12 protein-coding genes are annotated in these 13352 nt (G+C 32.6%); all 12 read right to left on the bottom strand.

From position 1 onward, the window contains the following. Positions 1 to 1071, bottom strand: coding sequence for a glycosyltransferase (locus J8H85_RS11935; RefSeq protein ID WP_209655433.1), 1071 nt, complete (start codon positions 1069 to 1071; stop codon positions 1 to 3). Continuing rightward, entirely contained in the window at positions 1068 to 2183 is a 1116-nt protein-coding gene (locus J8H85_RS11930; protein WP_209655432.1) for a glycosyltransferase family 4 protein, read from the bottom strand. The genes J8H85_RS11935 and J8H85_RS11930 overlap by 4 nt, the downstream gene beginning before the upstream one ends. Continuing rightward, complete coding sequence (locus J8H85_RS11925; protein ID WP_209655431.1) at positions 2183 to 2734, bottom strand: serine O-acetyltransferase; 552 nt, start codon at positions 2732 to 2734, stop codon at positions 2183 to 2185. Before J8H85_RS11925 ends, J8H85_RS11930 begins: the two co-directional genes overlap by 1 nt. Then, entirely contained in the window at positions 2735 to 3736 is a 1002-nt protein-coding gene (locus J8H85_RS11920; protein ID WP_209655430.1) for a glycosyltransferase family 2 protein, read from the bottom strand. It abuts the gene before it with no gap. Between the two features lies 1 nt (position 3737). Continuing rightward, entirely contained in the window at positions 3738 to 4769 is a 1032-nt protein-coding gene (locus J8H85_RS11915; protein WP_209655429.1) for an exostosin domain-containing protein, read from the bottom strand. Further along, positions 4762 to 6282 carry a glycosyltransferase family 2 protein gene (locus tag J8H85_RS11910; protein ID WP_209655428.1) on the bottom strand — a complete coding sequence of 507 codons (1521 nt, stop codon included), beginning with the start codon at positions 6280 to 6282 and terminating at the stop codon, positions 4762 to 4764. Before J8H85_RS11910 ends, J8H85_RS11915 begins: the two co-directional genes overlap by 8 nt. A 32-nt stretch (positions 6283 to 6314) precedes the next feature. Then, positions 6315 to 7457 (bottom strand): glycosyltransferase family 4 protein, encoded by a 1143-nt coding sequence (locus J8H85_RS11905; protein ID WP_209655427.1) that lies wholly within the window; start codon positions 7455 to 7457, stop codon positions 6315 to 6317. Then, positions 7454 to 8848, bottom strand: a complete 1395-nt coding sequence (locus J8H85_RS11900; protein WP_209655426.1) for a glycosyltransferase family 28 protein — start codon at positions 8846 to 8848, stop codon at positions 7454 to 7456. Before J8H85_RS11900 ends, J8H85_RS11905 begins: the two co-directional genes overlap by 4 nt. 13 nt (positions 8849 to 8861) lie before the next feature. Next, positions 8862 to 9737 carry an N-acetylneuraminate synthase family protein gene (locus tag J8H85_RS11895; protein WP_209655425.1) on the bottom strand — a complete coding sequence of 292 codons (876 nt, stop codon included), beginning with the start codon at positions 9735 to 9737 and terminating at the stop codon, positions 8862 to 8864. Between the two features lie 15 nt (positions 9738 to 9752). Beyond that, positions 9753 to 10907, bottom strand: coding sequence for an acylneuraminate cytidylyltransferase (locus tag J8H85_RS11890; protein ID WP_209655424.1), 1155 nt, complete (start codon positions 10905 to 10907; stop codon positions 9753 to 9755). A gap of 72 nt (positions 10908 to 10979) precedes the next feature. After that, the gene (locus tag J8H85_RS11885) at positions 10980 to 11894 is read right to left on the bottom strand and encodes a hypothetical protein (protein ID WP_209655423.1); all 915 of its coding nucleotides are present in this window, start codon (positions 11892 to 11894) and stop codon (positions 10980 to 10982) included. A 1-nt stretch (position 11895) separates the two neighbouring features. Then, positions 11896 to 13335, bottom strand: a complete 1440-nt coding sequence (locus J8H85_RS11880) for an MBOAT family O-acyltransferase (protein WP_209655422.1) — start codon at positions 13333 to 13335, stop codon at positions 11896 to 11898. Between the last annotated feature and the right edge of the window lie 17 nt (positions 13336 to 13352).

Here is a 13352-nt window from a genome sequence, read left to right as displayed (position 1 = left end):
TTAATTACAGATGGTGTTATAAACTTTTAAAATGGTTTTTACTTGAGCTGTTTCGGAATAAGTATTTTGTATGTGAGCATGGTAAGACATGGCATTTACATTTCTTAATTCCTCATCTTCAACACATTGAATGATTGCTTTTGAAAGTTCTTTAGAATTTTCCGGAGGCACCAACAAACCATAATTATCAATCACTTCAGTACATTCTCCCACTTGGGTAGCTATAACTGGCAATTTAGCCAATCCATATTCCAACAATGCTAGTGGCAATCCCTCCGATTTTGATGATAATATAGCTAAATTACATTGAGATAGAATATGAAACGTATCTGGCTGGCTTCCATAAATAAAAACATGTTTTTCCAATTTATTATTTATAATGAAGGATTTTATGGATTCAGAATACGGATCATTAAAATCTTTACCAACTAAATGTAAACTCCAATCACCATGATTTTCAACCACCGTTTTAAATGCATTTAATAGATTATGATGGTCTTTTTGCTCACGTAAATTGGCTAAACAAATGATGCGTTTCCCAGCTTCTCCAAATAAATTGGTTTTAGAAGGCTCGTTATTAATAACAGCAAAATTAGGCAAGAAACACACACTTTTTGCTTTTAAGTTTACTTTTGCCCATTGTTCCAGTTGCTTATTAACACTGAAGATATGATTAAAATAAACTGAAAACAGTCTTAAAACCTTAAACTTTCTGTTTTGTAAAAACATACTGTTTCCATAATGGTCGTGCCAAACAATTTTAACACGCTTATTGAAAACTCGAATAATACTGGCTAAAAAAAAGGAAGATGCATGTGCATGTATAATTTGGATTTCTTCCTTTTTTACATAGGCATTAAACTTCAAAATAGATTTTAAATGCCATGTAGATTGCTTATTTAAGAACAAAAAATGCACCTTGCCATCTATACTATCTTTAAGTAATCCTTCCACACGGGTGGTACACAAATAAGAACCTTCAATTTTGGTGGCTAATGCATTGGCTATATTTACAGCCACACGTTCTGCTCCACCAGTTTCCAAAGAGTCTATTAATTGTAAAACCTTCATATTTTATTCAGCAACTTATAAATTTCGGCATCAAAAACCTCCAAGGTATAACGTTGAGACCAATTGGATGCTAATTTACTCATCATTTTTAAAGATGCTACATTATTGATTGCTTTATTAATAGTATTTACGGCTGTAGCTATTTCAGGGTTAATGATGATGCCTCTTTCATCTCCATTCAACATAAAAGGAATGCAAGAAATAGATGTGGTAATAGGTATAGTTCCAAAAAACATAGCCTCGGCCACTACTTTTGGCCAGCCTTCAGATTTTGAAAGTAATATTAAAAAATGTGCTTTTTTTAATGCATCCTTTACAATGTTTTTTTCCTGATTGCCATGTAGCTTTATAAAATCACCTAAACTATTATTGGAAATATAATGCTGAAGTGTTTCTTTTAAAACACCATCACCATACAAATCCAAACACACGTGTTTTCCTTCTTTATGCAACGCTTCCACTATTTGAATAGCTAATAATGGCCTTTTACCATCAACCACACTGCCAACAAAAACAAAGTTCAATGCATTAGAATAATCCCTTTCTATGGGTGTTTCAATTTCAGAATTCGAATAACTTGCTGTAAAAAAAGGCTTGATGTTTTTGGTTTGATGTTTACAATTGCCATATACCAAAACTTGCATGTTCTTCGTTAAAAACGTATTGCTTAAAATCCATTTTTGAAGTTTGTAGCTAACAGGTTGTTGAGCGTTGGGATCCCAATTGCCAGCATATTTTGCTGTTTTTGTTTTCTTTGGAAATAATATTTGAACGAAGCAACCCAACAAACCAATATTTCCTGGACAACGTAAGTGAATATGATCTGCATTTTTGCATGCTTTATAAATGGCCCAAATAATGAATGGAATTTTAAATGCTGATGAAAAACTATTTTTAATTGAAGTAAATACTAATGATGGAATAGAAATAACCTTTGGCTGCTTTTCAAACGGCTTCAATAATAACGTTTGATGGAAGGATGTTGGAGATATTATAGTAACATCATCTACATACTTAAACCAAATATCCATTTCCTCAACATAGGGTGCATAGGCAGCATACATTTGATTTTGCTGTAAAGTTGGCGCATTTGTTATTACTAAAAACCTCATTAAATATAGTCTTTAGAGGTATTATTATTAATTACAATGGCTGGAACACCCATAACAGTCGAATTCGATTCAACACTTTTAGCCACCAAAGAATTTGCCGCAATAACACAATTATCACCTATTACTATTTTGCCAACCACAACGGCATTGGCACCCATATAAACATTGTTTCCAATTACAGGAACACCTCGTTTTTCTCCTCGTCCACTTACACCTATGGTAACTCCTTGCGATATATTACAATTATCTCCTATAACTGAGGATGCATTAATAATAATGCCCCCAAAATGACCAATATAAAACCCCGCCCCTATTTGAGCAGCATACGAAATTGAAATACCAGTTAGAATCTCTATCATTTTTTGACAAAGCACTGCAAAAGACAGCAATATCTGTTTCAATAACTTTGGCATTTTACTATTATAAATAGCATTGGATATACGATAAACCCATAGCGCCCAAAGACCTTGATGCAATAACACCAATAATACAGTGGGTTTGTTGTTACTGTATTTTTTATACTTTTTTATATCAGAATAAAACTTTCCCATTTATCTTTCAATACTAGGCTTATTAAAAAATAAAGATAACCATCCTATCACTCTTCCCAAACTTTCGGTGAAAGCTTCTTGTTTTTTATTGGTATTGATAGTATTTGTAAACCTAATCAGTGTCAATAAAAATGAGGTAGCATGCCATTTAAAGCTGGCTTTAAAACTTGGGTTTGGATACTTAACCCTCCAAACATACCAACCGTTTCTTACCACCATTTTACCATATTTATATTGATTAGGACGACCAGAATCTTCGTGATAATGTGCTAATTGCGCATTTGTATTTATATAAAGCGATCCCTTTTTTGCTAATCTTAATGAAAAATCGGTGTCTTCGTATAATCCGTATCCTTGAAAATATTTGGAAAATGACAAGTGTTCAAAAACTTCATTTTTATAGCTAGCAACGCCTCCCATAATTTGCTCCACCTCATAAATTTTACCGGAAGGAGGAAAAAAACCAATGGATCTACCATGTGAAAATGTTGGTAGAAACCCTGGAGGCGTATCTGGTAAAAGCCCAAAAACCTGGCGTATTTTAAATCGAGAGGGTTCATTGCGCATCCAACCGTCATAATAAAATTTGCTTTTATTTTTTGTTCCATCGTCCATTTGCCATTCAACTTCATTCGAAATATAACCTCCTACAGCTAATGCATTTGGATAAATGGTATATGTGTCCAATAATTCTTTAAAATAATCCGGATCAGGCACTGTATCATCATCCAGAAAACAAATAATTTCAGAGGTTTTTTGAACTAGACCTATACCATAATTCCGTTGTTTTGTTAATCCTCTATTGGCGCTATCAACTTTATAATACTTTAAATTACGAAATGGACTTCCATCTAAAACGTTTTTTGTTTCATTATTTGTTGAACCATCAATAATTAAAATTTCACCCGGATAAAGTGTTTGTTTTTGTAGTGATTGCAACAATTTAAGCAACGGCTGTGGCCGCATGTAAGTACAGATAATAAGTGTAAAAATTTTATGCATATTAACTCACTTTATTTAGAAATGCGTCATGTATTTTAATAAAATACGAAGGTCGTACTAAATGGGTTTCCCATAGTGTTCTATTGCTTTCTTGAAGCTTTTCAAACTCCAAATCGTTTAAAGCATTATGAAATTCCAAAATTTGCTGCTCAAAAGACTCCTTTTTTTTGGTATCTAAAACAACAATGTGTTTTGACCAATCTATAAGATCATTTAATGGTAATCTGCAATCAGTATTCAACAAAATAGGAATGCGTCCAACCGCCAACGTTTCATAAAACCGTACCGAAAAATTACCAACACCCCGACTACAAAATGTATAGGCATTATTAAAAATGTTATTGTAAAACTCTTGGGTGGATGTTTGTTTATCAGCTTCGGTTTGTACACCTGCTCTATAATGGTTTCTTAAAATAAAATTGGTTTTTAAGCCCTTTAACAAGCGTAATTTATGCAAATACCCTGCACGTTTTATACTAGATGGGTAAAAGGGTTGTTTATCTGCCAGAACAAATCCCATAGTTCTTCTAAACTTAAATTTAAAATGGCTTAATACTTCTTTAGTATATTTAAAAACACCCGATTTTGCATGTCCAACAAAACCAATGGTGGGTTCCTTATCTTTTTTTAATGTAGAAAAACCTTGATGCAACATATCTTGGTATGGGTCGTTCACAAAGGATGGTATAATAAAGGTTGAAGCATCTAATTTACTATCAAACCCACCCAACCTAAAGGTATAACTATTTTTTATGTATGTTGTAAAACCATAGTCCCCACCGGTATACATCCAAATGGGTTTGTTGTGTTTTTTGGCTAATTGAAGTAGACTTTTAAAGGCTTTGGGAAATTTAATAAACTGTGAATAATTTATAGGAAACACTAAAACATCGCAGCTTGAAACATGGTTGCTTAAAACATAATAATCAGACAGCTCCTTGTTTTTTAAATAGTGCAAATCAAACAATAATGGGAATACCGATTTGCGATGGGCCTCTGTTAAAAATGTTTGATCTGTGAATAATTTAAGCATGTTGTTTCCCTTTTAATTGTTCACTCCAAAACACGCTGCGTCCCCATTGCATCTGCATCATTTTTAAATATTTATAAGGATTTTTAATGTGTTGCTTTTTATAAAACTTAACAAATAAATTATACTTATAACCACTTAATTGAAACGCATTATAATGCTTTTTTGCAAATAACATGATGGTTGGCGAAGGTTTAGGCTGAATAGCATCTTCTTCCCAAAGTTGTTTTACTTTGGTTCTAAAACCACCTATAGGCGCTTTTAAATGTATTATTTTAATGTCTGGAAAAAAGATAACATCGTTACCTGTTTTTCTTAGTTGCATCCCAAAATCGGAATCTTCACCATAACCAAATTCAAAAGCAGTATCAAATGTTACTTGTTCTAATAAAGACGATTTTAATAGTGTGTTACCCGAACCAAAAATATCTGTTTGGCTAACAAAAAAATATTTAGCTGATTCATGGGGTTGAAGATAAACAGTTGTTAACACTGAACATTGAAAATCTTTAATTCTTTTGAAAAATTTTTCGATTAAATCAGAGTCAAACCTATTATCATCGTCACCCAACAACACCCATTCACTTGTTACTTTTGACAAGGCCAAATTACGCGCATTACAAGCCCCCGTTTGGTGTATAAAATGATGCTTAATAGTAAACGGCCAGGTTTGATTTGATAAATAATCCAATTCTGAAACGGCGTCTTTTATAGGGTTTTGCTCTACAATAATCACGTTTTTAGGAAGGATGGTTTGGTTTGACAAATCTTTTAATACATCATACAAACACGCTTTTCTTCCCAAAGTTGGAATAATAACATCTACGTTTTCCTGTATATGTGCTTCAATATTTGATGATACTTCCATGAAACTGAAATCAATGTCAGCATGTAACCTTTTATAAAATAAGCTTCTAAAGAATGGTAGCAATTGTAATTTCTTTTCAAAAAACAAATAACAAAACAACAAATTGAATATCCAAACAGCTTTATAATGCTGCTTTACAAATTTGAACAATTGAAACGTGGAGACTTCTGTATTTTTAACCTTTAACGCTTCTTTGTGTAATAGTAAATTCGGGTTGGAATAACAAAACAAACCTTTAGGCATTGCCTGTTTTGCCAATGAACATAATAGATAATCGAAATTCTTTTCTTTAGCATGTTCACATTTGATATTTTGGAGCGTTTCGGCATAAATGCCACCTATATCACTACTCATTAACCATGTGGGATACGTGACAGCATGAGAAACATTGGTGTAGGGTTTCTGCTCTACATACCCTACTTGTTCAGGAATTATATATTTACCTGAAACAGGAAAGGAGGCCATAATTAGTTTATGGTGAAAAATGCTTTTTATAGCATCAAGGTTTATGTGGTCTTTATAATCTTGATGTACCCAAATTAAAAGTGATTCAGGATGATTTTTTGCCAATTCAAATAATAAAATACCTATTGGTTTTTGGGCATCAAAATCAATAGCATTGCCACTGGTAGCACTATAAAGTGCCATGGGTTTATTATTTTTATGAACCAGTATAATCATTATAAAACGGACTTGTAATAAGCTAGATTTTGGTCTGCCAACATTTCAATATCAAACGTCGTTTCAACCTTTTTTCTTGCTGCTTTACCAATTTTAGCACATAGGTTTTCATCATTCAATAGGGTTAAAATGCGTTGTGCGTACAAATCGATATCTGACGGATGTACCAAATAACCATTTACACTATCATCAATCAATTCTTGTGCCCAACCTATGCTCGTGTTAATTACGGGTTTTTGCAATGCCATACTTTCAATGGTTACCATCCCTAAAGTTTCAGCAAAACTAGGAAACACGCATACATGGGCATTTTTAATATGATTTTTCACTTCGGAATAAGGTACCTTCCCTAAATAGCTAACCTTCTTTTTAGCCTTATTTGAAAATAAACTTTCTACCAGTTTATACGTTGAAGCTGAACCTGTTTGTATATCAAATGCATCGTTTCCTATTAAAATTAATTGGGCTTCTGGATTTGTTTCCACTACTTTATTGAATATTTCTGCCAATTCAAAAACACCTTTTTTTCTAATGATGGTTCCAATATAAAGCATGGTATTTCTATTATAGATTGCAGGTGTTTCGTTTTCAAAATCCTTTAATTGCAACCCATAATGAATGGTTTTAATTTTCTTTTTATTTAAACCGAAAATCTTTTGTGTTTCTTTACCTGCAAAGGTGGTTGGCGCTATATACGCTGATGCTTTTAATAATGCCTTTTTTTCAAAAACAAAATTTTTAAACTTCTGCTTGCGTTTCTCTAATTTGCAAAAATAGGCGTCACTTCCGTGGAAACGTATTACCAATGGCACTTTAAATGTTGCAAAAGCTGTAATACCAGTCCAATCTGGGGCTTCAAGTATGTTGATTTGCTTTTCTTCCACAACTTTATTGACATAGATTTGAACCAGTTTTCTGTAAAAATACCAAGTAAAATATTTGAAGGATTCTTTTTTTATCAAATGAATTTCAACACCTTCGTCTAAAACAACGGCATTCTCATTTTGATGGTATACAAATATGGTAACATCTACACCTTTATTTACCAAAGCCACAGCTAGGTTTTTTATACTAGTTCCAATACCCGCAGCATGGATTACCTTAGGATGTGGATATTCTGAAGTGATGAAACCTACCTTCATTTTAAAATCTGTTTAATGGTTTCCCAAATGGTTTCCGATGCTTTGATTGGTGTTTTACCAGCCACAATTTCAAACCATTCTAAACCTTCTTCAACATTACTCAATTTACCATCCAAAATTTGTTGTACCAAACCTTCCAATTCGTTTTTATTGGTGCAAAAAACAGCTGCTTTATCACTTGGCATGCTTCTAAAATGAACGTATTTGTAATTCTGACCAATATCGCGAATACCCTTTTTTAACTGAGGTTGTTCGTAATTGTAATATATACATGGTTTATTATGTGTCACAAAATCGAATACGGTAGAGGAGCATACATTGGTAACAAATTCGCTATGTTCGCATACATTGTATAACATTTTAAAATCTTCTTTGGCGGGCAACACTTCGTTCCACATACTACCAACCTGTTTCCAGATGGGGTCTAAAACTTCAATAATATCTTTATTCGCTTCAATAACGGCGTCGTATCTTTTGGTGAAATCAACCGGACATTTTCTATAAATAATACCTAAATTATAGCCTTTGTTATTCAAACTTCTAACCGCGTTTGCCAAATCTTCTAAATAATATTGGTCCAATGGCGATGTGGTTTCATCATCACCTGAATAACAGATGTATTTTTTATTTACATCTAAACCATATTGTTTGAAAAAAGTGGCTCTTGATTCTAATAACGTTGTATCAAAATGGGGTTCAAATTGCGGTGTTCCTGTAACAAAAACCTGAGATTCTTTAACAAAGGGATAGTATTGAAGCACTTGTTGTTTCATTAAATCGCTCCATACAAAATAGTAATCGGTTTCTACTACTTGCATGGCTTTTGGCACATTGTCCCAAGAATATACAAAAGCTACCGTTGGAATCCCTAAATCCTTTGCCGCCAATAAAGCGCTAATAGACTGCGATGCGCGCTGCGTGGTACAAAATACCACATGTGGTTTATGCTCGAAAAGTTGCGCTTTGCAGTAACTGTATTTTGAGGTTGAACGTTCTAAATCATTTATTTTCTTTCGAATGCGCTCAATCCCTTTCTCAGAATTATTTAAAGCAATTAACTGACTTATATATAAAGTTTTAAGCGTATTCTTCAACCCATTATAATTAAACGGGAATTTATAAGTTGGATACACATTATCATTAAACTTTTTTTGAGACACATTCAGTTCTACATGCTTTCTGGCTCTTAAATATAATGGCGTTAATGGGTGTGTTTTATGATTTTCAATCTTAACCTCATTAAAACCCAAGTTGTCTTTCAATGAAAAAACGGTATTGTTCCAGTAATGGATATCAAAACCCATATTTTCACCAATTTGTTTAAAATCTGTAAATGCAAAATTTCTTAAACCAACACCATCTGGAAAAAAAACGAATACTTTTTTTTTCATTATCTATCGTTAATTATCCTTTTTGATTTTTAAGTTTATCGCGCTGAACTTGCTCAATAGGCAAAATATCTTTTGATTTAAAATTAAGCGCTTTATACACCGCATTTAAGTCTCTTGACAGTTTACGAAGTCCCATAGGCTCTAACGAAGCAGCATGATCGGTGCCTTTCCAAGTTCTATCGATTGTATAGTGGCGTTCAATAATGTTAGCCCCTAAAGTATAAGCTGCAACATCTACCGCAATTCCCAAATGATGCCCAGAAAAACCAATATGCTTTACCTCATTTTTATACTTTTCAATGAGTAAATTGATGTCTAAAAGACAGACATCTTCAAATGGAACAGGATACCCTGATGTACAATTATAAAGTACTAAATCTTTATTTCTATTGAATTTTTTAAAAAACTGAACCAAGTCATAAATTTCATTTTTGGTTGTCATTCCTGTTGAAATATGAAGTTCACCTTGATAATTTTCGCATAGCCACTCCAACATTTTGATGTTATTGTTACATGCTGATGGTATTTTAATAAATTCTGGATTTAATGATGCAATTTCTTTTGCAGAAGTAACATCCCAAACTGATGTTGAGTATGTAATACCTATTTCTTCGCAATATGCTTTCAATTCTTGATGCTGCTGCACATCAAACTCTAAATACTCGCGATGTTCCCCATACGTATCTCCATAAGAATTGGCAGGATTTGGATGTGGTTGATTGTATTGTTCCTCCGTTAATAATTCTTTATTATTTCGTTTTTGAAACTTAACGGCATCGGCATTACAAAATATTTTCGCAACCTTTATGAGTTCTTTGGCAATTTCCATGTCGCCTTTATGGTTACAACCAATTTCGGCTATGATGTAGGGTTTTTTATAAGTGTTCATGAGTTATTAGGGCAATTAAAATCGTTTATTATAATTAAAAATGAACTGGCAAGCTTCTCTGATGGCACCAGCTCCAGAATTTTTGGAAAGTACAATATCCGCATGTTGTTTCACAACATCGGTAGCATTATTTGGGGTTAAAGACCAACCTACACTGCAAATATTGGTTAAATCGTTCACATCATCACCTAAATATGCAACGTTGTTAAGTGATATGTTTTGTTCATTTAAAACATGCTGTAATAGGCTATATTTATCTTTCACGCCTAAAAACACATGATTGATTTTTAGTTTCTCCATGCGTTTGGCTACCAATTCTGAATTTTCTGATGTCATAATCATCACCTCGATATTAAACTGACGCAATATTTCCAGCCCCATCCCATCGCGCATATCGAAGCTTTTGGTGTGCTCACCATCTTTGGTGTATGTTATGGTGCCATCGGTAAAAACCCCATCCACATCTAAAACAATATGAGTAATTTTTTTCGACTCTTTTGCACGTTTTTGGCGTTCAATTAGCAAGGTTTCAACAGCAATCCAGTCGGTTTCAGAATCTATTTCCATCAAGGTATCTTCAGGCATTTTAACGACTGCTACCTTTTCTCCTATTCTGTTTTCATGTTTCTGTAATGCTTGTTTGGTTGTGACATAAACAGATCCGTTTTCAACCAACAAACCTTCAAAATCTTGTCTACGTGGTCTTTTATGTGGATTGTAATTAATGGCGGTTCCGTTGCTGTTCCATAAAAAACGATGAGTATTTACTACTGTTAAAGAAGAATCATAACCATCATTTAATGTATCTAAACAGGCATTAATATCTTCTCTTTTAGTGAATGGCGATGTAGCTTGAAGTAAACAAAATACATCAAAATCATAATCTATACTATCACAAAATTCAAGCATCGCGAATTCGGTAGATGCCGTATCGGTAGCACTTTCATCACTTCGTAAGACCGCTTTCACTTTAGAAGTCCAATGGTATTCTTTATTTATAAAATCGATAATTTCAGAATCATCGGTATACACATAAACCATGTCTAAATCAGAAAAAACTGCTTCACCTAAAACCCAAGTAAACAAGGGTCTTCCTACCATTTTGCGTTTGTTTTTATTTACAATGCCCTTAGAGTTCTTTCTAAGGGGAATGAAACCGATTTTTTTCATTATTAAATTTATCAAGTTGATTTATTGCAGTGGCTAAAATACGTTTTTTAAGATGAAATTTTTAAATAAAGCCTAGCGATTAAAACTAAGTTCTGTATTTATAAAGTTACTGATCTCAGTTGAAAATATTTTAGCACCATTTATAAAAAGATGGGTTTTGTCGTAAAAATATTCTTGATTCCTATAAATATTATTCGTTGAATCATAAACAAATATTCCATTTTCTGATTCATCTAATTTTTTGAATCTCGTATAAAAACTACTTTCGAAATTATAAAAACTTGGAGAAAACACAAAAACCAACTTTATGTTATTCAATTTACAAAGTTTTTGAATGTTTTTAAACGCTTTGATTCTTGATGCTTTTTCAAAATTTTGATTATATTTTTCTGTTTTTTCAACGTAATTTAGTTTAACATCATTTTTTTTTAAAATACCCATAGATCCAAAACTATCTATAGGATTTCTTGTGTTTACAAAAGCATCTCTAAACAACGAATGAAATTTATTGTACCTACCCAGAAAGAAAGCATAAGATAATGGACTATTTATTTTTTCATTAACCAATTCATTATTTATATAATTATATTTTGTTAAAGGAAGCACGGCATCTTCTCTATAATTTAAGCTTTCGTCCTTAATAAATTGGCTTGAATTATCAATACTTAGTAATACATATTGAGGTGCTTTATTAAATTTAAGTAAGGTTTCTAAAATAAATTTATGAAAATCGACATTAGAACCTTGGTAAGATAAGTTGTAAGCTGTTAATCCTGTTTCCTTTTCCAATTGTCCCGCTAAAATATTACCCGCCCCTCGAGACGACCCTAAAACAATAATATCTTTGTTAATTTTCCCTTTTATCAAAAGTTCCAAACGCTTATCATATTGCTTTTTTGGAGTTTCGTTTAAAATAAACCAAACCCCTTTTTCAACAATAAAAAAGGCAAGTGCAAAAATTATTATATGCTTAAAAAAAAGTTTCATATTAAAACTGAAAGTAAATAAATTCTTGTTGTTCTTCTGCCCTAAATATAAATAACAAGGAAATAATAAACATATAAAAACCCCATTTTACAATTCTGGGTTTGTTTATAAAAAACGTTTCTATGGCATATTGATTTCTTCTTCCAAACCATTCTAACAAAATAAAAAAAATAACCAACACAATTACATTTGTAGGTCTAATAGTTGGTAAAGCTATTAAACTTGGTTGAAAAATGCTTTTTATATACAAAAAGGCTTGTGTAACATTTTCAGCTCTAAAAAATATCCATGCAAACACCGAGAGACTAAATGTTAATACCATTTGCAGAAATTCCTTAACGGAAGGTACATTGGCATTTTCAGCAACCACATCTAAATTATTTCGATTGGATTTGGTGAGCAATAATGGCAAAAAATAAAGCGCATTTAAAAGTCCCCAAACAATAAAAGTCCAGTTCGCTCCATGCCAAAAACCACTGACTAAAAAAATAATGAACGTATTTCTAACTTTCATCCATGTTCCGCCTCTGCTTCCGCCTAGTGGAATATATAAGTAATCTCGAAACCAAGTAGACAAGGATATATGCCAACGCCTCCAAAACTCAGCCATATCTCTTGAAAAATAAGGAAATGCAAAATTTTGTTTTAAATTGAAACCAAACAACCTTGAAATCCCAATAGCAATATCAGAATACCCAGAAAAATCACCATAAATTTGAAATGTGAAGAACAAAGCACCCATTACTAAAGTACTTCCAGAATAATTATCGGAGTTATTAAATATGGTATTCGCATATTGAGCACAATTATCGGCTATTACTATTTTTTTAAATAAACCCCAAAGTATTTGTTTACAACCATCTACAGCTTGCGAGTAATGAAACTGGCGTTTCTTATAAAATTGCGGCAATAAATTTGTGGCACGTTCAATCGGACCAGCCACCAATTGCGGAAAGAAGCTCACGAAGGCTAAAAATGATATTACATCTTTTGTGGGCTCTAATTTTCGTCTATAAACATCAATACTGTAACTTAATGTTTGGAAGGTATAAAAGCTAATACCCACTGGTAAAATAATATGCAAAGTATTCGCTGAAATTTTAGTTCCAAAAAGTGAAAACGCATCGATAAAATTTTCGACAAAGAAATTGTAGTATTTAAAAAATCCTAAAAATCCAATATTTACACAAATACTTAACCATAAGAAAGCTTTTCGTTTTAGTTCGTTTTCTTCATGCAACAAACGCAAACCAATACCATAGTCTAATATAGAACTAAACGCAATAAGAGTTAAAAAGCGCCAATCCCACCAGCCATAAAACACGTAACTAGCTACTACCAAAAGTAAGTTTTGATATTTTAGGTCTTTTGCTGCCACAAACCAATAAAGCACAAACACTATTGGTAAAAACATGGCAAAATCTAAAGAATTGAATAACATTCTGGCTTGATTATAGG

The sequence above is a fragment of the Mariniflexile gromovii genome (assembly GCF_017814435.1).
Classification (GTDB): domain Bacteria; phylum Bacteroidota; class Bacteroidia; order Flavobacteriales; family Flavobacteriaceae; genus Mariniflexile; species Mariniflexile gromovii.
This window is presented reverse-complemented; position numbering and strand designations above follow the sequence as displayed.

Bases quoted from the DNA above. Each gene is read 5' to 3' on its own strand.
- J8H85_RS11935 (WP_209655433.1), bottom strand. From the start codon at position 1,071: ATGAAGGTTTTACAATTAATAGACTCTTTGGAAACTGGTGGAGCAGAA.
- J8H85_RS11930 (WP_209655432.1), bottom strand. From the start codon at position 2,183: ATGAGGTTTTTAGTAATAACAAATGCGCCAACTTTACAGCAAAATCAA.
- J8H85_RS11925 (WP_209655431.1), bottom strand. From the start codon at position 2,734: ATGGGAAAGTTTTATTCTGATATAAAAAAGTATAAAAAATACAGTAAC.
- J8H85_RS11920 (WP_209655430.1), bottom strand. From the start codon at position 3,736: ATGCATAAAATTTTTACACTTATTATCTGTACTTACATGCGGCCACAG.
- J8H85_RS11915 (WP_209655429.1), bottom strand. From the start codon at position 4,769: ATGCTTAAATTATTCACAGATCAAACATTTTTAACAGAGGCCCATCGC.
- J8H85_RS11910 (WP_209655428.1), bottom strand. From the start codon at position 6,282: ATGGCACTTTATAGTGCTACCAGTGGCAATGCTATTGATTTTGATGCC.
- J8H85_RS11905 (WP_209655427.1), bottom strand. From the start codon at position 7,457: ATGAAGGTAGGTTTCATCACTTCAGAATATCCACATCCTAAGGTAATC.
- J8H85_RS11900 (WP_209655426.1), bottom strand. From the start codon at position 8,848: ATGAAAAAAAAAGTATTCGTTTTTTTTCCAGATGGTGTTGGTTTAAGA.
- J8H85_RS11895 (WP_209655425.1), bottom strand. From the start codon at position 9,737: ATGAACACTTATAAAAAACCCTACATCATAGCCGAAATTGGTTGTAAC.
- J8H85_RS11890 (WP_209655424.1), bottom strand. From the start codon at position 10,907: ATGAAAAAAATCGGTTTCATTCCCCTTAGAAAGAACTCTAAGGGCATT.
- J8H85_RS11885 (WP_209655423.1), bottom strand. From the start codon at position 11,894: ATGAAACTTTTTTTTAAGCATATAATAATTTTTGCACTTGCCTTTTTT.
- J8H85_RS11880 (WP_209655422.1), bottom strand. From the start codon at position 13,335: ATGTTATTCAATTCTTTAGATTTTGCCATGTTTTTACCAATAGTGTTT.